General features: G+C 34.8%; 21 protein-coding genes and 1 riboswitch. Of the genes, 7 read left to right on the top strand and 14 right to left on the bottom strand.

The window, feature by feature from the left end; genetic code table 11:
• Positions 1-22 precede the first annotated feature (22 nt).
• The 6 genes from MHH73_RS05010 to MHH73_RS04985 all read right to left on the bottom strand — a co-directional run bounded on the left by MHH73_RS05010 (position 23) and on the right by MHH73_RS04985 (position 3,482).
• A complete protein-coding gene (locus MHH73_RS05010) occupies positions 23-676 on the bottom strand; it encodes a cobalamin B12-binding domain-containing protein (RefSeq protein WP_341065198.1) in 654 nt (217 codons plus the stop codon).
• Complete coding sequence (locus MHH73_RS05005) at positions 673-1,044, bottom strand: hypothetical protein (protein WP_341065195.1); 372 nt, start codon at positions 1,042-1,044, stop codon at positions 673-675. Before MHH73_RS05005 ends, MHH73_RS05010 begins: the two co-directional genes overlap by 4 nt.
• Positions 1,041-1,346: an antibiotic biosynthesis monooxygenase family protein gene (locus tag MHH73_RS05000; RefSeq protein ID WP_191815219.1), complete on the bottom strand. Its 306-nt coding sequence runs from the start codon at positions 1,344-1,346 to the stop codon at positions 1,041-1,043. Before MHH73_RS05000 ends, MHH73_RS05005 begins: the two co-directional genes overlap by 4 nt.
• Before the next feature lie 9 nt (positions 1,347-1,355).
• Positions 1,356-1,853, bottom strand: coding sequence for a GNAT family N-acetyltransferase (locus MHH73_RS04995; RefSeq protein ID WP_341065193.1), 498 nt, complete (start codon positions 1,851-1,853; stop codon positions 1,356-1,358).
• A gap of 562 nt (positions 1,854-2,415) precedes the next feature.
• Positions 2,416-3,021, bottom strand: coding sequence for a TetR/AcrR family transcriptional regulator (locus MHH73_RS04990; protein ID WP_191815224.1), 606 nt, complete (start codon positions 3,019-3,021; stop codon positions 2,416-2,418).
• A 26-nt stretch (positions 3,022-3,047) separates the two neighbouring features.
• Positions 3,048-3,482, bottom strand: coding sequence for a DUF5392 family protein (locus MHH73_RS04985; protein ID WP_191815226.1), 435 nt, complete (start codon positions 3,480-3,482; stop codon positions 3,048-3,050).
• A gap of 424 nt (positions 3,483-3,906) precedes the next feature.
• On the opposite strand from MHH73_RS04985, the gene MHH73_RS04980 reads away from it, so the two are divergent.
• On the top strand, positions 3,907-4,287 hold the full coding sequence (locus MHH73_RS04980; protein WP_191815228.1) for a MerR family transcriptional regulator: 381 nt from the start codon (positions 3,907-3,909) through the stop codon (positions 4,285-4,287).
• 137 nt (positions 4,288-4,424) lie between these two features.
• Positions 4,425-5,732 (top strand): hemolysin family protein, encoded by a 1,308-nt coding sequence (locus MHH73_RS04975; RefSeq protein WP_225230656.1) that lies wholly within the window; start codon positions 4,425-4,427, stop codon positions 5,730-5,732.
• 49 nt (positions 5,733-5,781) lie between these two features.
• On the opposite strand, the gene MHH73_RS04970 is transcribed toward MHH73_RS04975, so the two are convergent.
• On the bottom strand, positions 5,782-6,000 hold the full coding sequence (locus MHH73_RS04970) for a hypothetical protein (RefSeq protein ID WP_225230657.1): 219 nt from the start codon (positions 5,998-6,000) through the stop codon (positions 5,782-5,784).
• A 769-nt stretch (positions 6,001-6,769) separates the two neighbouring features.
• Between MHH73_RS04970 and MHH73_RS04965 the strand changes: the two genes are divergently transcribed.
• Positions 6,770-7,078, top strand: coding sequence for a hypothetical protein (locus MHH73_RS04965; RefSeq protein ID WP_341065187.1), 309 nt, complete (start codon positions 6,770-6,772; stop codon positions 7,076-7,078).
• A 441-nt stretch (positions 7,079-7,519) separates the two neighbouring features.
• Here the strand turns inward: MHH73_RS04965 and MHH73_RS04960 are convergent, their stop codons facing one another.
• Entirely contained in the window at positions 7,520-7,645 is a 126-nt protein-coding gene (locus MHH73_RS04960; protein ID WP_095370308.1) for an FbpB family small basic protein, read from the bottom strand.
• Between the two features lie 522 nt (positions 7,646-8,167).
• Here MHH73_RS04960 and MHH73_RS04955 point away from each other — a divergent pair.
• Entirely contained in the window at positions 8,168-8,611 is a 444-nt protein-coding gene (locus tag MHH73_RS04955) for a GNAT family N-acetyltransferase (protein ID WP_191815232.1), read from the top strand.
• Positions 8,612-8,706: 95 nt separating this feature from the next.
• Here the strand turns inward: MHH73_RS04955 and MHH73_RS04950 are convergent, their stop codons facing one another.
• Entirely contained in the window at positions 8,707-8,973 is a 267-nt protein-coding gene (locus MHH73_RS04950; RefSeq protein WP_341065184.1) for a hypothetical protein, read from the bottom strand.
• A gap of 420 nt (positions 8,974-9,393) precedes the next feature.
• Positions 9,394-9,438: riboswitch (PreQ1 riboswitch) on the top strand.
• 6 nt (positions 9,439-9,444) lie between these two features.
• On the opposite strand from MHH73_RS04950, the gene MHH73_RS04945 reads away from it, so the two are divergent.
• Positions 9,445-9,963 carry a QueT transporter family protein gene (locus tag MHH73_RS04945; protein ID WP_341065182.1) on the top strand — a complete coding sequence of 173 codons (519 nt, stop codon included), beginning with the start codon at positions 9,445-9,447 and terminating at the stop codon, positions 9,961-9,963.
• Positions 9,964-9,999: 36 nt separating this feature from the next.
• On the opposite strand, the gene MHH73_RS04940 is transcribed toward MHH73_RS04945, so the two are convergent.
• The 4 genes from MHH73_RS04940 to MHH73_RS04925 all read right to left on the bottom strand — a co-directional run bounded on the left by MHH73_RS04940 (position 10,000) and on the right by MHH73_RS04925 (position 17,906).
• Entirely contained in the window at positions 10,000-10,821 is an 822-nt protein-coding gene (locus MHH73_RS04940; RefSeq protein ID WP_191815238.1) for a TerC family protein, read from the bottom strand.
• Between the two features lie 313 nt (positions 10,822-11,134).
• Positions 11,135-12,754 (bottom strand): M20/M25/M40 family metallo-hydrolase, encoded by a 1,620-nt coding sequence (locus MHH73_RS04935; RefSeq protein ID WP_341065178.1) that lies wholly within the window; start codon positions 12,752-12,754, stop codon positions 11,135-11,137.
• A 325-nt stretch (positions 12,755-13,079) separates the two neighbouring features.
• Complete coding sequence (locus MHH73_RS04930) at positions 13,080-14,450, bottom strand: aspartate kinase (protein ID WP_341065175.1); 1,371 nt, start codon at positions 14,448-14,450, stop codon at positions 13,080-13,082.
• 708 nt (positions 14,451-15,158) lie between these two features.
• Positions 15,159-17,906 (bottom strand): GTP-binding protein, encoded by a 2,748-nt coding sequence (locus tag MHH73_RS04925; RefSeq protein WP_191815244.1) that lies wholly within the window; start codon positions 17,904-17,906, stop codon positions 15,159-15,161.
• A 329-nt stretch (positions 17,907-18,235) separates the two neighbouring features.
• Here MHH73_RS04925 and MHH73_RS04920 point away from each other — a divergent pair, with 329 nt between their 5' ends.
• Positions 18,236-19,153 (top strand): DUF1002 domain-containing protein, encoded by a 918-nt coding sequence (locus MHH73_RS04920; protein WP_191815246.1) that lies wholly within the window; start codon positions 18,236-18,238, stop codon positions 19,151-19,153.
• 130 nt (positions 19,154-19,283) lie between these two features.
• Here the strand turns inward: MHH73_RS04920 and MHH73_RS04915 are convergent, their stop codons facing one another.
• Positions 19,284-19,748: a GNAT family N-acetyltransferase gene (locus MHH73_RS04915; RefSeq protein WP_191815248.1), complete on the bottom strand. Its 465-nt coding sequence runs from the start codon at positions 19,746-19,748 to the stop codon at positions 19,284-19,286.
• Positions 19,749-19,941: 193 nt separating this feature from the next.
• Between MHH73_RS04915 and MHH73_RS04910 the strand changes: the two genes are divergently transcribed.
• Entirely contained in the window at positions 19,942-21,600 is a 1,659-nt protein-coding gene (locus tag MHH73_RS04910) for a glutamine--tRNA ligase/YqeY domain fusion protein (RefSeq protein WP_341065167.1), read from the top strand.
• Positions 21,601-21,808 lie beyond the last annotated feature (208 nt).

Below are 21,808 nucleotides of genomic sequence, written 5' to 3'. Positions count from 1 at the left end.
TTGGAGGCTTTTATTAACGAACTCAACCTTCAATTTTCTTTTTCCTCGCCTCCGTATGAAAAGCGGTTATCCATTTATCTACAGCAAATATGTTGGGAATAATTTCTGGCTTAATCGCCGTAAAGGAAGCTAAGTCATATAAATTCGTCAACCTTCCACCTAATAAAACCCTAGGTTTCTTTGGTAAATACGAAAAAGCTTCCATATATTCAGTAAGTGCCGTTAAATGAGGAGCAATTGAAACCGATAAGCCAATCACATCTGGTTTCCAATCTTTCGCAGCCTGCAAAGCATATTGTACAGGTAAATTGGCTCCTAGAAACTTGATCTTCCATCCATTCTCTGCGAATATACTTGCTACCATCTTCAATCCTAAATAATGCTGCTCCCCTGATAAACAAAGAAACATGGCAGTCGGTGCAAACTCATTAGTTTCGAACTGATGAGTTGCAGCTAATCTTGAAAGAATGAGATCGCAAACCCCCGATGCCAAATGTTCATCTGCAACGGTTATCTCAAAATTTTCCCATTTCAGACCAATTATAACCATTGCCGGTGTAATAATATCTTGATATATTTCTACATTAGACAAATAATCGAATTGCTCAATATATTCCCAAGCATCAACAAAAGCTCCAGTTAAAAGGATTTCTGCTAGTTCTTCCCCCCTCGTCACTGTGCCTCTCCTCCTTGGACATCTCTTAAAATAGACACTGCCTCTCTTAACAAACCTATATAGGCAGAACTAATTTCATTTTCTACCATCGTACATTTTTTTAATTCCTCTTCTAAAAAAAGAAAATTATCAATCAAGGTTTGTGTAGTCATACCATATTTAATTAAGATACCTCTTAACCAAAGGGTATAGTCAGTGAAAATCTTTGATGTATTTAATTCCATTGCTGTCTTTAAATAATCTAGGTGATGCATATTATCAATAAATGTTTGATTTCTCCCACGGTCACCGTATGTTTCAATTAATGTAGGATCCTCTCGAAATATCCTTTTTGTTACTGCTTCAGCGATCATTTCATATTTACTCACTTTACCACAACCTTATATTGCGACACTTTTGGAATCACTGCTGCTAATTCTTTATCTGGATACTTCTTTTCAAGATCATGAATTCGTTTAAAATCTTTACTTCTTACCCATCGCAAATAATCTTCCTTTGTTTCGAAAATTAATTGTACTGTAAGTTCTCCTTTACGTTTATCGTTTTGCAGCAACATAAAGTCGACAAACCCATCTGCTTGATCAACTAGACGTGAACGATTCTTATATATTTCAATCACTTCATTTGCTTTGCTTTCATTTACATCAAAGGTTGAGAATACAGTATACATAACTTCCCCCTACACATTTGGACGTGTGTTACTTCCCCATTCCATAACAATGGTCGGAATACTAAATCCGTAAATAGAATCATTCATTTCTCCTACTTGTTTAAATCCTTTTGAATGATAAAAATCGATAGCAGCATCATTTTGCATAACGACAGAAACCGTAATTTTACGAATACCTTTAAAATAATCAAACATTGCTTTTAGTAAGGCTGTGCCAATACCTTGACGGTGAAAACGCGGCAATATATATAAAGCGCCTAATTCTATTTCTTTTTTTATATTTATTAAAGAAAAATGAACAAATCCAATCACTTCTCCTTTTTCTTCAGCAACGAATAAAACAGAAGTAGACAAACCTTTCATTAAAGCGTCTTCATTATATACAGATAATAAAAAATCAACCTGTGTCTGCTGGGGAATCAAGCCTTCATATGCGTAACGCCAACTCTCCCTAGCAACAGATTGGATTTGTGTACTATCTTTTCTTGTAAATAATCTAATTTTCATATTTGATACCTTCTAAAAGGTAGGAAACCTTCCCTTAAAATAATGATTATGATAATCAAATTGTTATCATATTTATGATTGTAACAGGAAATGAAGTTAAGAAAAAGGCAAAGACAAGTGTGGTATGGCATATAAAGTAAACACACCTAAGTTTTTACGTAAAGCTTGTTCAAAAAAATCATTCTATTGTATAATAGGACTAGATAAAGGCATATATTAAAAAAGATCGGTGGTGCGGCAACACCGTCCGATCTCGCAATAGTATTAGCCATTTAATAATTGACACCGTCCACCTACAGCAGGTGGATTATTTTTTATCATCGTTTTTGAATTGTAGCACAGCCATTATTAAACTTGTAAATGTACAAGCAAATACCAATGCCTCAAAAACTGACAAAGCAACACCCCCCTTCTACGGGGAATAATGGCTTTATTGACTATTGCTATTCTTATTATAGCACCACTGTATTTATTTTTGGAATTTTGTGAAAAAATCACATGATTGAATATAAAAAAAGAGCTGAAAAGAATAAATCCTCCCCAACAGCCCTTACGTTTTTGATTATTTTTTTAGCCCACGCTTTAAGAGCGTTATTTCTAACTTAAAATTTCTTACTGCTTCTTCCTTTGATAGCTCTTTGGAAAATGCCTCGATAATACTGCGCAGTAATACTGATGTAAGTATTTTCATTAAATACTTAAACTCTTCCTGATTTGAGATATGCAATAATTCTGTGTTTACCTTTGATTCGAATTGGATGAACTGCTGATTGGCTTCATATCCATTAAAACTTCGACCAAATTCATGTTCCACTTCATATGTCATATTTAAAAATAAATTTTTGAGAAAGTTACGATTCTCATCTTGTTCAGTAATCACCTTTTCAAAAAAGGCAATCATCATTTCAAAAATATCCCCATTGTACTTATTTAATAAAAAATAAACTTCACTTTGATTTCTTTTTACTCTTTCTTCTAGCAAGTAAAAAAAGGCATCTTCCTTATCTTCAAAATATTGATAAAAACTTCCCCTTGGAATACGGGCAGATTTAACAATATTACTAATGGATGCTTGCGTTAGTGGCACGCGAGAAAATTCTTGCTTCACAGCATTGATGAGCTTTTCTCGCTTTTCAATTGGTAAATTATAAAAAGTAATTTTTGGCATTATACTCCCCTCCCTAAGAGAATAAGCTAAAATGAAGAACGGCGCTGCTCTTCGTGCAAGAATTCCATAAATTGCGCTAGCGCCATAACTGGCTTCTCATTAATCATAATGATATATCTTTTTTTCATTTGTTCAGTTGCTGTTTTGCTTTCATTAATACGTTGAATCATATAATCAACGCTTTTTTTCTCAATTGCTTTTCTGCGGATTTTCGATTCTTTAGATAAAGCCATACCTACTGCACCTAAAATAGAGTAGATAAGCAAAGTAATCCAAGTGTTTTCATCCGTAGGCATGGTGAAAAGAACGATGATGATATTCATGATTGAGAAAACAACTAGCGGGAATGAAAATAAGGAATAACGAGAAGCCACTCTCATTGCTGGCGCCAAACGTTCATTCAATAATTCGATTTCTTTCTTAACAAATATAGGCATATCAGTAAAAGGATTCATATTCATGTGAATGCCATCCTTCCTAATTTATTTATTTTTAAAGACAAAGGGGCGTTTTCCCCTGTCTATAGGTTTCCCTTACCTAATGGGAATACTGCCGGTAAATACATACCGATGTTACCAAAAATCAGCTGTGCATATTCCTTAAACCTTGTGGTCTTTTACATATAGAAGCCTTTATACCTTGAAAACGAAGATTCTCAACAATTTGGTTTAATGGCGTGTTCAATATTTTCCCTCCCAAGAATGACAATGTGTCATAATTACTTCCCATCTTAAATGACAACGTGTCATATGTCAATCTAAACTAAGTTGATTTTATTTTGTAAGTCGAAACTATTGTCAACTAAACTGGACAGGAGTATAATTTAACCATAACGTTATAGTTTGGAGGTATCACGTTGGGAACGAGAAACTAAAAATCGGTGAGTTGGCAGAAAGAGTAAATTTAACTAAAAGGACCATTGATCATTATACAAATCTTGGTTTGCTTGAAGCAGAACGTTCTCCTGCAAATTATCGCTATTATGACGCATCAGCCATCGAAAGATTACATTTGATTGAAAAGTGGAAATCTGACGGTATGTCATTGCTGGATATTAAGAGAAAGTTAGACGAAAAAGATGTTCACGAAGCAGAAGAAATTGATGTACGTGAATTAAGAATTAAGATTAATGGATTAAAGGATGAGGTTTCAGAAGTGCTTGCGCATTTAAATAAAACTGATGTAACAAGTCAGGAATATATTAAGAAGAATGTCTCTTCCGAAAGCATGTCCCTTATTCAAACATTGCTTTTACTCTTAAAATAAACGAATAAAAAGGCATTGCTTATAGGAAATTTGGACAATGTAATGGTAAGACATGAATTCTCGTCACTTCCTGAGACTTACATTCATGAAGAAAATATAGGAGGTGAAAGTCTTACCAAAAGTAAGACGATTACATTTTGACGGTTACGTTAAATTTAATATTACTTGTTATACTTATTGCTTTAACTGCTTTTTTCGTGTCGACGGAATTTGCGATAGTTAAGGTTCGAATGTCTAAAATTGATCAGTTAATAGCGGAAGGGAATAGTAAAGCCCTTTCAGCAAAAAAAGTAGTTACCCATTTAGATGAATATCTATCCGCTTGCCAGCTGGGAATTACTGTAACAGCACTTGGATTGGGGTGGTTAGGTGAACCAACCGTACTCAAGTTGCTACAGCCATTATTTAATAATTTAAATCTTAATGCCTCTCTTACACATGTGATTTCATTTGGTGTATCATTTGCGATTGTGACTTATTTACATGTGGTCCTTGGTGAATTGGCACCAAAAACAATCGCTATTCATAAGGCAGAAGCCATTACTCTTATTTTTGCAAAACCTATTATTTGGTTTTATCGCATTACCTACCCTTTTATTTGGGTGTTAAATGGGTCAGCCCGTCTCATTGTTGCGCTTTTCGGTTTTAAACCCGCATCTGAGAGTGAGGCTGCACACTCGGAAGAAGAATTACGTATTTTAATGTCTGAAAGTTATAAGAGTGGCGAAATCAACAAAAACGAATTGAAGTACATGAATAATATATTTGAATTCGATGAAAGAGTAGCAAAAGAAATCATGGTTCCACGAACAGAGATTATTACTTTTTCAATCGATGATTCCTTTGAAAATCTTAGAAATACCATTAAACAAGAACGTTACACTCGCTATCCAGTTGTCGATGGTGATAAAGATAATATTGTTGGTTTTGTTAATGTTAAAGAATTTCTTACCGCAAACCTTCAGCCTGAAGAAACAAAGAAGCTTACTATACATGATTTTATTAATCCCGTGTTACGTGTTATTGAAACCATTCCAATCAACGACTTATTAATAAAGATGCAAAAAGATCGGATACACCTTGCAATCTTAATGGATGAGTATGGTGGAACGTCGGGATTAGTCACCGTTGAAGATATTGTAGAAGAAATTGTTGGTGAAATTCGTGATGAATTTGACGAAGATGAAATTCCGGAAATTCGTAAGATAAAAGAAGGCCATTATATTCTTGATTCTAAAGTATTAATTGAAGATGTTAACCATTTGTTAGACCTTGATTTACCAGATGATGAAATCGATACGATCGGAGGATGGTTCCTCACATTAAACTTTGATGCTAAACTTGGTAGCCAATTAGAGTTAGATGGATACTTATTTACTGTGACCGAAATCGATGGTCACCAAATACATTATCTAGAGGTTAAAAAAATGGATGACCTATCATAACAAACACAAGGAGCCGCTTATTGATTAATGAACGGCTCTTTGTTTTGCCTTATACTAACTTTTTTTCATCGAGTTTGAGCTGTGCTTCTAATTCTCTCCTCATTTTATCCGTTTCTAATAAATAATTTTGATGTTTGAGTTCTTCTAATTTTATTTGATCTTCAATTATTTTCGCCTTTAATTCGGTTTGAGAACTTAAATGGCTAGTAATAATCGCAACGATTGGTATTCCAAAAATCATGATGACTGATACTAATCCAACAATCATTTTGTATCCCTCCTCTAACAAATCGATCTTATTTACTATATTCTATGTTCAACCAGCATTTCCTTTACCATTAAACAACAAATAAGGCGATGTTTCACTTATCAAAGACATCTAAGTATCAATTGTAATTACCTTTCTTGGTATATACTTGTTTGTGAGTACAGAAGTTTTATTTTTAGTTAAAAATCAACTCTTCAAAACAAAAGGACACGTCATCCGATGCCCAATGGTTAAATTTTTTTAAAAAAACGAATGTCTGCACGTGCTAAAATTCTCTATTCGGCATGGATAAAAGGTTGATCATTGGTGGTTTGTTTTAAGCAACATCCCAGACCCCCTTTTTCTTTAAGAACGAATTCAACAACATGCGCCATCCCCATTATGTTCGAATGATTGCTAAAAGGAAAACCAACAGATTACATGGATAACAGGTGGGTGAAACAGAGGGAGCAGAAACAATCCAAACAGTTAAATTTGACCATTAGAGAATGGCATTTACATATAGCTCAGGTCATGCTGGGTTTTCTAGAGGAAAACGCGAAAAGCAGACATAAAAATCCATGCCCCCTGTTTTAGAGCCATTAGAAGAACATACTAGGAATAAAAAATGATACGTTTACCTATTTACTTTAGTCATCTTTTCCACTTTTATTAATAAAGTATAAAGAAAGTGGAAGAATCAAATGAATGATTTCTCTTAATCTTTTATTTTACAAATCAGCTAAAGTGGGTATAATGGATAATAACTTGAAGGAAAGGTGGGGTACGGATGACGGGCAAAAAGAGTTTCTCTTTTGGATTACTTATCATGTTCTGTGCATTTTTAGTTGTCCAATATCCTAGCGAACATTCAAGTTTGAGCACTTGGGGAGACCATCAACATGCAGTCTTTAACGACTCCCATTTAAGTGATACCTCTCCATTAAAAGAAGAGCTCAAAAAACATCCGCTTGTTTTTGAGCATGTATCACTAATGCTCTTCAGCTTACTCTTACTTGGCATCTGCCAACTCACTTATGTTTCTATTCAAAACAGTAGACATAAGCAGCCGATTTTCTTCCAATCTAATTATCTATAATTATTCCTTTAATTTTTGTATGAATAGTACACAAAATTAAAGGAGGAAATAATAATGATTGTTCGTATGATTATGATTAGTATGTTTTCATTAACTGCAACTACACTTTTATTTTTCCAAGGATTAGAGATTTTCCAAGCTTTCTTTGACTATTATAAAAATAAATAAAAAGCATTCATATAGCCGCTCATTCTACTTGAGCGGCTTTTATTAATACCCTTTCTTTTCCCTTTTTACTGACAACCAATTAGCAGGATCACTAGTTACAATCCTCTGCATTATAAAAATGAAACCAATTGTTAAAAACACTCTAGAATATTTACCTGCTTCAATTGTAACTTAAGGAGTTTATACCTAAAGTTATACACTATAACGCGTCCCCTATTTACTCCAAATAAAAAGACCAGAATGATTATCCTGGTCCCTTTCTATATAAAAGGCCTATTTCGCTTTTTCATGCCTTTTTTCTAAACGTTTTTCGATGACTTCAAGTTGATCTGGATTTTTTAATAACTCTTCTTTATTACGACGAACTAACTCGATGTATGATAACTTTTTCTTTCTCATAAATATTTCTCTCCTTATTCAAATGACTTTATTTTCTGAAAATAAAGTTCATATCTTTTTTAGAAGAAAACAGTTTTGTAAGATTTTCTGACAAGTTTAATTGTCCATACAAAATCCTTTTGAGTTTTCTTTAAATTCAGATTAATATGAAACAGAAGAAATGTCAAGACTTTTGAACCAAAATATTATCTTTATATAATTACGTCATAAAATCTTCACAAAATTTTAACAATTATACAAACCTTATTAAATACTGTTTTATAACATATCCAAACAATATTCACCTGTATTCATATAGGAGAATTTTCATAGCTCCATTAAATATCTGATATATTAAAAACATATTGACATAAATACCCTTTTGTATTTCATTTTCTTATTTATTTATGTTTCATGGTTCATTTTTTATGTCAGGGATTTTAGCTAAAGAGGCAAGTTAACTAAATAAGGAAATTTTTCGTGGTAGAATAATCCATAAAGAAGTGGTTCTAAAAATATATTTCGCGATAAGGAGAATTCACCTTGGAATTTAAACGATTAGAAAAGAATGATTTAAATAAATGTGTGCAAACATTTATTGAAGTATTTAATGATGAGCCTTGGAATGATGAATGGACATTTACAAAGGCAAAAAAATATTTACTGAGTTTTTATCAGACACCTGGATTTCTAGGCGTTTTAGCGGTAGAAAACGATGAAATAATTGGCTTTATTTTTGGTGTAAATAGAGCATGGTGGAGCGGAGATGAGTTTTTTATTAATGAAATGTGTGTAAAAACACAAAGTCAAAATAAGGGTATTGGAAGAGCGATGTTAAATCATTTAATAAAGGAGCTTCATAGCAGTAACATAAGTAACATTACACTTCTCACAGATAGAGGTATACCTGCCGAAGAATTTTATAAGAAAAATGGTTTTGAAGAAATAGAAAGAATCATTTTCTTGCATAAGAACATCAAACTATAGTTATCGAGAAGAGACATGTGCTAGAATTAAATACGTACATATACTAACTAGGGTTTTAGCTAAAGAGCCCATCTCGATTGAGAAGGGCTTTAGTTTTACTCATCTCGATTATTACCATCATTCATATCTTCCGGGTCCTCAACCACATCTTCTGGGTCAGGATCACCATCTTTCTCATCATCTTTAAACATCGTATCATCTTCATCTACTCCAGGTACATTCTCATCACCATTATTATCATTTTCTATACCATTGTTGGTTTCTGGAGGTGGACTCTGATCTTGATCATCATTCGCTCCACATGCTGCTAATGAGAAAGACAATAAGATGCTGGAAAGAATGAATAAAAACCTTTTTGCCATAACTTTCAACTCCTTTCAAATGATTGACTCTTAAGTCTTAAATATTTTCCCCTTTTATAAGAAAAATATTTATAAAAAAGAAAAACTCCTACTTAGAGGAGATCTACTAGTAAGGATACACCTGTAGTATGTTCTTGATGTTTTTGCATAAGTGACGCTACCACATTATCTTATTAGTTCTAAAATATAGCATGTGTTTATCTGCACTAACAAGAAGTGATCGTAGCTTCAAACAAGATACTATTAACTGAAATAAATTTTTTGGGATTCAACCCATTAAATTTAGATTAACTAAGACTAAAAACTCAAACTAAATAATTAAGATGGATAGAAATATTTATAAGATCATACTGTGAATTTTTTTCTTATATAAATAATACCATTTACAAACACGCCTAAAACCTGATATTATAACCTATTGTTGACGTGGTTCGAAACCATCCCACGATAAAAAACTAGGAGTGTAATCAAATGAATATTAGAATGATTGTAGCTAATGGTCTTTTGGCTGCTATGTATATTGCCATATCAATGGTATTACAGCCAATTGCTTTTTCAGCTATCCAGTTTCGTTTTGCTGAGATATTTAATCATCTCATTGTTTTAAACCGAAAATTTATTTATGGCATTGTCCTTGGTGTTTTTTTAACGAACCTATTATTTTCACCAATGAAGCCATTTGATTTAACATTTGGGGTCGCCCATTCCATCATATGTTTACTAATTAGCTTGTTTCTATTTAAATTTGTTAAAAATATTTGGTTACGTATGTTAGTAAACACCATCGTCTTTACTGTAATGATGTGGATTATCGCCTTACAATTAAAACTGGCTATTGGCCTTCCTTTCTTCATCACATGGGTCACAACTGCTATTGGCGAATTTGCTGTTTTAATTATTGGGATGCCTATTATTTACTTTTTATATAAGCAGTTATATAAAAGTAATTTAGATTTATCTAATGATATGAAAAAGCGTTCAACCTTCTAAAGAGGTGAACGCTTTTTTGGATATTCCACTCAAATATTACAATTGTTCTTTTTCTTCCTTTAATGTCTGATCCAACTTGTCGTTATCTCCAGTTCCATCTTCATCTGTTTTTTCTTTCGATAAAAACCAACCGCCAACTGCGATAAGAATAAGAACGATATAGAATGTTGCTTTCCAAGCAGTTGAATGAGAGAAGCCTTCTGGTAATACAGCCAGTGCAGGGTGTGCTAAAGTTGTGACCGCTAACTTTACACCTACCCAACCGACGATGAGAAAGGCAGCGATTTCTAAACCAGGACGTTTATTAAGTAAATCAACAAAGATATTAGCTGCAAATCTCATAATAATTAATCCAATCATTCCACCTGCAAATACAACGAGGAATTGCCCTGTATCCATACTTCCAATTGTACCAATACCAGTTGGTGGTAATGCCATTGCTAAAGCAATTGCTGCTAAGATTGAATCAATTGCAAAGGCAATATCAGCTAACTCAACTTTAAAAACTGTCATCCAAAAACCTGATTTCTTTTTCGGCTTGGCGGATGCATCAGGTACGTCATGCTTTTTGACCAGAAGCTTCCGGAATATATGATTCGCCGCGATAAAGATTAAATAAATTGCACCTAATGCTTGAATTTGCCATACATCAACAAGAAATGAAATAGCGAATAATGAGGCAAACCTAAATACAAACGCTCCAGCTAAACCATAAAATAATGCTTTCTTTCTTTCCTTTTCAGGTAAGTGTTTTACCATAATGGCAAGAACAAGTGCGTTATCTGCTGCTAATAATCCTTCTAATACGATAAGAACTAAAAGCACCCAACCATACTCTAATAATAATGCTGCTTCCAAATGAATTTTCCTCCTTCATTTATGTAACATCCCCTGCGAAATATCATTTTCAAGTAAGAAAAACAGTATTAGCTTTTACTTAACATTCCCTGTTTATTTCACTTAAAAACAAAAAACCTTTACCGTTTTCAGGTAAAGGTTTAGAAAACATAAAAGACCTTCACCGAATTTGGTAAAGGTCTTGCTAACAACGATCAGAATTGTTGCCAACAAAGCCGAGAGCATGATACTCCGAATTGACGACTTTGCTGTAAAAGCTACTCCCCTTTGGAGATGCTATTCATTTGATACCTCTATCATATGCAATCACACTTCAACTGTCAATCATTTTTTGCTTTTCATGTTTTTTTATCAAATGTGCGAGTAGTTTTGGTAATGTTTCGAAAGCAAAAGGAATTTGCAGACGCTCTGTTTTTTGATGTGCATCCCTTCCCATCGGTCCCACATTAATTACAGGAGCAGTTATCTTTGCCATTTCCTTAAATGGGATGGAATATAATTTCTCTCCTCCTGGCAAATTGTCGTTATAAATATCCATATCCTTCAAATCAGCATGTAAGCCTGCATAACTTAAATCAGATATACCATTGAAATAAGCGACTGGATGAATACGCTCTTGATATTTTGTTTCAGCAAACTGAATTAAAGATGAGGATAATTCAGCAATACACTCGTTTTCACTGGAATTAACCGCAGGATAATACGGTGGGGCATAAAATAAAATAATCATCGGACCTAATTCTTGACATAGCATCGCTAATTGATCGACGATTTGTATCGTTTGATCGCGAATATCCCCCTCGGTCTCTTTGGCAATGGATTGCTCTAATATATCTATATATTCTGCACTCGTTTTCTTGACTGCATAAGCCCTGATTTCTTCATACAAATAAACATGAATATGTGATAACTGTGACTCATCCAAACCATTTACACGATATTTATCTCTTATAAATGCTTCCATTTTATCAGCGGCCTTTATCGCCACTTTCTTCATTTCATGCATGACATCAACAGGATTTCTTTTCATTAATAGCACATTATAAAGACTTGCTGAGCGATGAGGAATTTGTGTGGTATAGCCTTTTTTCAAATCTCTTTGCCAAAGCAATGTCGGCGGCGGAGACATCACACCATTCACCTGCTCTGAAAGCTCTTCATTCCACTCAACTTCATTTGTTAGAATAGATGACATCCAACAAGCATTCATCCCAGAAAACGGCTCACCGACATGAGATTCTTTCCCAAAACACAATGCTCCTGGCATAATTTTGCCGATCGTTCCTGTATAAAAATAATGATTATTATCTTGCGGAACTTGAGAAAACATCGGCTCTGAATTTAAATATAATGTATAATGGAGATTATGTTCTTCTCCAAGAGAAACTAACCTTGGAATCACTTCTCTCATACCAACTGAATTCACTTCCTCATCTGGAACCGCTACTAATAATAAATTGATGTTCCAGTCTTCATTCGCCGCTTTTTCTAATAAAGACATATGTTGAACCAATCCGCATTTCATATCCATCATGCCTCTACCAAACAACCAATCTCCACTAATTAAATCTTCTTTTGCATCTTCTGGTAAGGTATCAAGACGATTATGCAGCTCTCTTGTCAATTCAACAGGATTAAAAGCGAGATGTTGCAGGTCACCATAGTCTTCAATATCTACTACATCAAAATGACTTATCATCACTACCGTTTTTTCTGCTAAGTTATTTTTATATAGAGCCGTCAATATGGAACGACCATCTGAAGTCGGATGATTCACCACATACCCGGGATATTTTTGATAATAAGGTAGAGATTTTAATACTTGTTCCACTCTCAAAGGAAAGTATTTCTCTCCTGGTGAAAGACTCACACTATCAATGGACACAAGCTCTAATAAAGTGGCCAACATCTGACTTTTAGATTGAATAAACATTTCACTTGCCTCCCTTATTATTTCATCACCTAGGTAGTTGCCCTGAGATACTATATGCTTATGAATAAACATAATGATACGTGTTTCTTACGCCTGTTTAAAGAATATATTAGTCTTTTGCACCAGTTAAGTAAATATATTTTTTGAAGATTAGAAAGTATGAGATATATTTTTAAACAAATGGAGAAACTTGCGGATCTAACAGAAGCCACGCGCAGTATTCATTAACATTTAGTCACTTAGGCATCACTAAATATAAAGAACCTGCCTATACACTTTTCTACCCAGTGTATAGGCAGGTTTCCCTCAAACCCTTAACATCGCTTTATCCAATTGGTAATGCAATCTCTGCAAAAAATTCTTCATACAATGCCTGAACAGCTTTTTTCTCATCTACCTCTTTAACCGCAAACATCATACTCACCTCTGAAGATCCTTGGTTAATCATTTCTATATTAACATCCGCTTTGGCTAAAGCATTCGCGGCCCGAGCCATCGTGCCAATGTTATGGCGCATACCCTCACCAACAACCATAATCAACGCCAAGCTATGTTGAATATGTACTTCATCAGCTACTAATTCACTTTCTAAACGTTTAAGTAAAACTACCTCTTCCTCTTCTTGTAGTTGATTCTCTTTAATAATGACAGTCACATCATCTATGCCAGATGGTGTATGTTCATAACTAATCCCAAACTCTTCTAAAATGGCATATAATTTGCGACCAAATCCGATTTCACGATTTAATAAATATTTACTGACATAAATACTGCAAAAACCAGTCGCACTCGCAATACCGACAACTGGACCATTTTGATTTTCTCTTGTCCGTAAAATCGTCGTGCCTCTTGCACTTGGATTATTCGTATTTTTAATTTGCACAGGGATTCCTGCTTGAATGGCAGGTATAAGCGCTTCTTCATGTAAAACAGTAAAACCTGCATACGATAATTCGCGCATTTCTCGATAAGTTAATTCTTTAATTTCTTTTGGCTGTTCAACAAAAGTTGGATTTACTGAAAAGACGGCATCCACATCCGTGAAATTTTCATAAACATCTGCCTTTACCGCAAATGCTAAAATCGACCCAGTGACATCAGAACCACTACGAGAAAAAGTAAATATCTTTCCGTTTTGGCCATAACCAAAAAATCCTGGAAAAATAATCAGTTCACAAGACTCACGTAGACGACTAAGCTTTTCATAAGATTTAGGTAACACTTGGGCATTGCCATGCTCATTTGAAACAATTAACCCTGCTTCTTTCGGATTCATATACTTAGCTTTCACGCCTTGTTCTTGGAAATAGCATGCAATCAATTTAGCATGGTTATCTTCTCCACTCGCTTTTATGCAATCCAGGTATTGTTCAGGGTTATTTTTATCTCCAGCCAATCTCTGTAATAAATCATTTTGAATCGCCTCAATGATCGTTGGCGGTAGTATAAGGTCGTCAGCAATTTCTTTATACCGAGCGACCACTTGCTCAATATAAGGACTCGGATCTTCATTATTGATTGCATGCAAACCACAAGAAATAAGTAAATCAGTCACCTTTGTATCATTCTCATGTCTTTTACCCGGAGCCGATACCACAATTATTCTTCTTTCATTGTCAGAATGCACAATATCAAACACACGCTTTATATGCTTCGCATCGGCTAGCGATGAACCACCAAATTTAACAACTTTCATCAAGACATCTCCCAATTTATTCTCTATTTTATATCTTCATTCTACTACTGAATGAAAAATAATCAAGAACTTTTTCTATCCAGTGAGAACAAATGTATTTTTAGAAAGGACATAAATGTGATGATATGAACAATTTTGTTAGTAAAATTCAATGCGAAAAATTCTTGTTTTTGTTAAGAAGTCCAGTGAAATAATACAAATGTTGTGCTTTTCTTACCAACAGCTAGGTGAAAATAATTTAAGCACTCCTTCTCAACGACCTTTAATCGTTATTTTCCTATCGCAACTATTACTCAATTCCTTACTTCAGCACTTTTGTCTTTTACTGATCTTAGGAACCTTATTTAAAAGAGGCTGGAGGATTACTAAATGAGCTAACCTCAAAAAAAGAACAATAACAAATGATGATCTTAAAACTTCATTTGCAAAAAAAGTCCGTTCCAATGCGCTCACGTACACTCGCTTTCCGCGGGGAGGGTCTGAGCCTCCTAAGGCATTGCCTATGAGGTCTCAGCTTTCCCTCTATTTCCCGCAGGAGTCGAGTGTCTTCCGCTCCATTTCACTATTCTTTTCATATAAGGGTTCCAAACACAAAAAAACCGAATGATTAGATGGATACTCCTAATCATTCGGATAAATCATTAGCTAGAATACTTATGTCCCAACCTCTTCAGTTAATTCATATGCGTATTTTATCAGCTATATAGATTAAATATATTGCTTTGGTGTTTGAGCCTTCTTCGTCATCCATTCATATTGCTTCCATTTTAACTCGAATAATTTTAATGGATCATGGTAGACTTCTGGATTACTTCTCATTTTTTCAAGTTCTTGGTTATCATTTGCAATTGTCATATGAGATTCTTTTACTGTTTCTTCTAATACCGCAAATGGTGATTGGAAAAACATTTGAATATCACGATCTAACGCTTTCTCGAATAGTTCAAATTGCTGGATGAAGTTGTCTGTCATTTGACTTGCTACTTCACGATAATCCTCATTGTCAACAAATTGTTTATACTTATTGTAAAGCATTGTTTTATTTTGTGGGATGAGCCCAAAAATCTTTCCTGCGCTTTTCAATAGCATTTGTGTTGGTGTATGACGTAGCATAATATTTGCTTTATCTAACCTTACCGTACCGTGAGTCAGGCGATCTGCATCGCGCTTCCAATCTTCAAGAATACGGAAATCACAGTTCAATTGTAATTTTTCAAAGCCGTATAATTCATTGAAGCTATCCCCCATCTCTACTAAGAAAGCCTGACCTGTCAAAAATTCTTGCTCGCTTTCCATAATCCATGCTTGTATGGATTCCCTATATTCCGGTAATACCTTTTCAGATATATATTGTTGGACTCGTTCATTCATTTCATCATTCAACTGAATATGAAGCTTACTGAAGTCACTATCTTCCCGAATCAATTGACTACACTCACGTAAAATATCCGGAATAGCTGCAGCTAACTTATCTTCCATCGTCTTTTTAATATCACGATAAGAATGACTGATATTTTTCACTTTTTCTTCTTCCATATCCTCTAATTGATGAATTGCACCATTCAACTTTGTTAACATTTCTTCATGCCAGTTCATATCATCAATTAGCGCATTTTCTTTTTCTATTCGTTTATCGAGAAGAAACTTAATCGATTTTTGGATATAATGCAACATCTTCTCTGTCCGCTCTTGCATTAAATGACGTCCTTCATTCAACCCAGCTAAAAATACTGCAAAATCTTTCAGCTGCTCTGTAGGATCATATTGCGGTGAGTAGGCAAAGATTGTCGCTTTAGGGAAATAGGTAGAAACTCTATCAGCCGTTTCGTCCATCCACTGCATGGCTTCTTCTTCACTACTAGCTGCATCCATATGATTTAAAATAAAATGTACCGGCAGACTAGGTGATTGCTCGCGAATTTTCACAGCAATATCTAATTCTCTATCTGTTAACGGGTACTCCGCATTTAAGATGAATAACAAGCTATCGGCAAAATGTAAATATTGGAATACATCATTTCTAAACTTGTTACTGCTAGAGAGACCAGGTGTGTCCATGACCGCCATTCTTTGTTGCGATAGGAAAGGTAGAGAATTTTTATAATCGACCAATACTTGATCCGATCGTTTTTCTCCCGTTCTTAAATCATCCATAGAGTCAAGCGGAATAATTGCTGTATCAGAAATGGAAGTGAGTTCTTTATAGTCAGCATGTTTATACATCACTGTTGCCGTTGTATTCTCTGCTTTCACATGATCTCCGAGTAATTCTTGGACAAACTCAGTCTTACCACTCCCAGACATCCCCGCAATAATGACATGATTTGTTTCTAAATCAAGTAATTCTTTTACCATCCATTCAAATCTTGCACCCATTAATACATCATGTCTTCTTGCCCATTCCATGATCGATTGGAATAATTGATAATTCTCTTCAAGCGAATGGCCCACCGGCATTGCTTCTTCTATCATTCTTTCCGCATCATTTATCACTTCAGCATCAAAACTCTTAGTAAATAAATCACTCCATGCAAGCACTGCAGATGATGCAATAAGACGGTAAGTATCTGAAGAAATCCTTAGCCAGTTTTGTAAATGCGGTGGAACGATTTTGGCAATCTCTTTTATTTGCTTATCGCCATTAATTAATTCGAAATAAGTATCATGATAAATAACAGATAATTCGTTCCAATGATATCCGCTCTGTGTATCTAACTTTTGCATGAGTTGGTTAAATTCTTCTAACCAATTAAAATAGTTTTCTTCCCCTTTATAGCTTTGCCAAAATGCGACAGATATCGCTTCAAACTGGCGAACATCATTTTGATAAAGGATTGTTAACGCCTCAATAAAGTACTTAGGAGCAGTTTTTTTCGTTTTTCCCTCTACAACATATCCCTTTAATGTGTGGAACCAGGTAATTTCTTGCGTTCTCATGGCTTCATTTACAGCTAATTCAACTGCATTTTGCCAATCTTGATGGTCTTCAAAAAAGACACGTGCGATTCTCGTTACATCTGGATAATCCGGATTTAAGAAGACTGCTTTTTTAATAGCATCTACTGCCTTCTCTAATTTCCCCTGCTGTATGTATAGAGAAAATAATTGCAGGAGTACTTCTATTTTCAATACATCTGAATCTGTATCAATTGATAAATAGATTTCCTCCGCAGTACCTAAAAGATCTAATTCAAAATAGGCATCTGCAACATTTTTTCGTGCCCATGGCTGAAACTCATTATCTATATTTTCCCATTTAAAGATAGCCGCTTCATAATCTTTATGTTGAAAATATACTTCACCTTGTGCAAAACGAATCATTGTCAGGTCTGGCGATTCTTTCATATTCTCTTGCAAATAAGCATCCCCTAATACTTGAACGGGATGTGTATGTTCATGATTCATTGTAAATGTGTCATGGAATTGTTTATTAATTAATTGATTTTCTATATTCATGATTGTTCCCTCTCTTTGCAATTTAGGATAGAACCATTATCCTATCTGCTTCTATCCTGTTATTCTAACAAAATAATCACTGCAAATAATTTCATTTAGCTATCATTTTTGATACATAAATGTTGAAGAATGTAATATTTTTAACTTACATTTATACTATTCGTTGCATTGTTATCTTTTTTGCACGTTAATTAGGATTTAGTTATTGACGGGATCATATTTTTAGAAAAAGTCGCGTTTATCCTTTACATATCTCCCATCTATTTCTTTAAAATGAAACCTTTTTTATCCTGAAACGTCTATAATCTTAGTGAAAGGAGCGTCATAAGATGAAGAAAAGATCGAGGGTTTTATCTATTATTACAACTATTACCCTATTATTCTCATTACAAACCACTGTTTTTGCTTCAACAGGATCAGCCAATTCTGAGGAAAGTATTAATGAGAAATATGGATTACCCATTGTTGCCTATGGTGAGGCATTAAGTTCTAGCCAGAAAGAAGAAACAAAGAAGTTATTAGGTGTAAAAGAAAACAGTAAAGTAGAAGAAATTATTATCACTGCTGATGATATTGTTCATTATATTAAAGGGGACCCCCGCTCTAATATGTATTCCTCTGCGAAGATTACGCGCACGGATACAGGTAAGGGTGTAATTATCAACCAAATGACTCCTGAAAACATTACGGAAGTAACTGATGAAATGTACGCCAACGCCTTACTTACAGCCGGTATCGAAGAAGCCATAGTTGATATCGCTTCTCCTGTAAAGGTTAGTGGCCACTCAGCTCTAGTTGGAATATACAAAGCCTATGACCAAGGTGAGGGCGAGAAGTTAGATGAGGAAAGAACTGAAGTAGCAAATGAAGAACTAAGTATCGCGACAAATTTAGCGAAAAAAGAAGGTATGGACCAAGAGAAGGTAACCGAACTACTAACTGAAATCAAAAAAGAAATCGCTGAGCAAAACCCTGCAACAAAAGAAGATATACAACAAATTGTTAATGAACAAATGCAAAAGCTAGAAATCCAGCTTAGTGAAGAAGATCGGCAGCTCCTTTATGACCTTTTTGAAAAAATGCGAGAACTTAATATTAACTTTGATAATGTCAAATCCCAATTAGAGGATTTGGCCAACAGTGTGCAGGAAAAAATTTCAGAAGCAGTCGGAGATAAAGGCTTTCTTCAAGCAGTATCTGACTTCTTTAAGAATCTAATCGATTCTATTAAAGGCATTTTCTCCTAATTCATTTGAACCAACTCCAAGTGTAGAGTTGGTTCTTTTCGTTTTAAAATTTTAGGGTAGGGGCACACAAGTACCTTACTTAGCTGCGCAATTACGATTTGCTCGGCCTTCTTTGCGATTTTCTCCTTACTTAGCTGAACAATCTACTTAAACAGCGGACCCACTCATATTCAATAGCAGGTAGCCCTTCTTCGTTATCACTATTAAAGGCAATCTTTTTAAATCCTTTGCCTTCGTAAAACTGCTGTGCTTTTTTGTTTACTTCGAATGTATATAATCTTAAACGCCCGCATGAATGAGTTTTCGCATGCTCTAATAATGCCCCACCAATCCCCAACCCTTGATAAGCTATATGTACATACAGTTGATTAATCTCGCTTTCATTATAAGCAATCATGCCAATCGGCGTTTCATCTAGCACCACTAAATCTACACGGAATTGTTTTGTTAACATATGATTGAGAAAATAGATATGCTCTGTCATATTATGTATTTCCTTTTGACCAATAGCAACTTCTTTACTCTCCCTCCAAAAGCTAACTGTCGAGAGGGCATACTTCTTTTCATAGGCTATGATTCGCCAGTCTTTAACCATACAACTTCCCCCTTCATTATCCAACCTTTTATATATTCATGACGGAAAGATGATTCCCTCCTTATTTATATGGAGAAAAACTTTTTAAGCGCGCTTTTTTTGTATATAATAGATAGAATCAACAGGCACTTTATTTATAGGCTTATTAAGATTAAAATAAGGTAAAGAACAAGGTAGAAAGGCTGATATCGGATTGGAACAATCAAACTTTATTCGTACAATTATTAAAGAAGATCTAGAAAATGGAAAGCGCGACACTGTAGTAACCCGTTTCCCACCAGAACCAAATGGCTATCTCCATATTGGACATGCCAAATCCATCATTATTAACTTTGGTTTAGCAGACGATTTTAACGGGCAAACAAACTTACGCTTTGACGATACAAACCCATTGAAAGAAGACCAAGAATATGTCGATGCCATTAAAGAAGACGTAAAATGGCTCGGATATGATTGGGAAGAGCTACATTATGCATCCAATTACTTTGATGAAATGTATAACCGTGCCGTCCTTTTAATTAAAAAAGGCAAAGCATATGTCGATGACTTAAACCAAGATGAAATTCGTGAGTACCGTGGGACTTTAACTGAGCCTGGTAAAGAAAGTCCTTATCGTAACCGTTCAATTGAAGAAAACCTAGACCTATTCGAAAAAATGAAAAACGGGGAATATGAAAACGGTCAAAAAGTTTTGCGCGCAAAGATAGATATGTCATCACCAAATTTAAACTTACGTGACCCTGTTATTTACCGTATCTCTCATGCGACTCATCATAATACTGGGGACACATGGTGTATTTATCCTATGTACGCTTTTGCCCATCCGCTTGAAGATGCAATCGAAGGTGTCACACATTCATTATGTACGACAGAATTCGAAGACCAACGTCCTCTTTATAATTGGGTTGTAGCGGAATGTGAAATGGAAAACCAACCACAACAAATTGAATTCGGGCGCTTAAATATTACAAATACAGTAATGAGTAAGCGAAAACTAAAACAATTAGTAGATGAAGGAATTGTTGATGGCTGGGATGACCCAAGAATGCCAACGATATCGGGTCTGCGTCGCAAAGGGTATACTGCTAGTGCTATTCGTGAGTTTGTTCAAGAAACTGGTGTCTCTAAAGGTAGTGGTGCAGTGGATGAAATGATGCTTGAGCACTATGTCCGCGAAGACTTAAAACTCAGTGCCCCACGAACAATGGGAATCTTGAAACCGTTAAAAGTAGTCATCACCAATTATCCGGAAGGTGAATCTGAGTGGTTAGAAGCGGAAAACAATCCTGAAAACGAGGAAATGGGCACAAGACAAATTCCATTCTCTCGTGAAATATATATAGAACAAGAGGACTTTATGGAAAATCCTCCGAAAAAATATTTCCGTCTTTTCCCTGGAAATGAAGTGCGCTTAAAGCATGCTTACTTCATTAAGTGTAATGATGTCATTAAAGATGAAGATGGCAATGTTGTTGAATTACACTGCACTTATGATGTAGAAACGAAGAGTGGGACAGGTTTTACAGGTCGTAAAGTCAAAGGTACATTACACTGGGTTGATGCCAAAAGTGCCGTCCCTGCTGAATTCCGTCTATATGAACCTTTAGTATTAGACGAGCAAATGAAAGAAGAAGCATCAGAAGACAAAGATTTCTTAGACTATATTAATCCAAATTCACTTGAAGTGGTGCAAGGATTTATTGAACCGAACTTAAAAGATGTTCAACCACAAGATAAATTCCAGTTTTTCCGTCACGGTTACTTCAATGTCGATTCTAAATATAGTTCACCTGAAAAACCAGTGTTCAATCGCATTGTATCGTTAAAAAGCTCTTTTAAGCTAAATAAGTAAGATATCTTACACGAATGGTTCTATTTCATGAATCATTCGTGTTTTTTTGTGGTGTAATCTTTTTATCGTTCACTCTTTAGAATGGAATGCTATAAGGGTGATTGAAATTAGATTGCATCAATATGGGAACAACTTTACTAAGCACTTTTCCATCTTGCCAACAGCTGCGATAATTTTTTTAAAGCTACTCATCTCTTTACTGTTTTTC

It is taken from the genome of Cytobacillus sp. FSL K6-0265, from assembly GCF_038003465.1.
GTDB classification, from domain to species: Bacteria; Bacillota; Bacilli; order Bacillales; family Cytobacillaceae; genus Cytobacillus; species Cytobacillus stercorigallinarum.
Note: the sequence above shows the minus strand (reverse complement) of the source record. Positions and strands in the feature narration are given on the sequence as shown.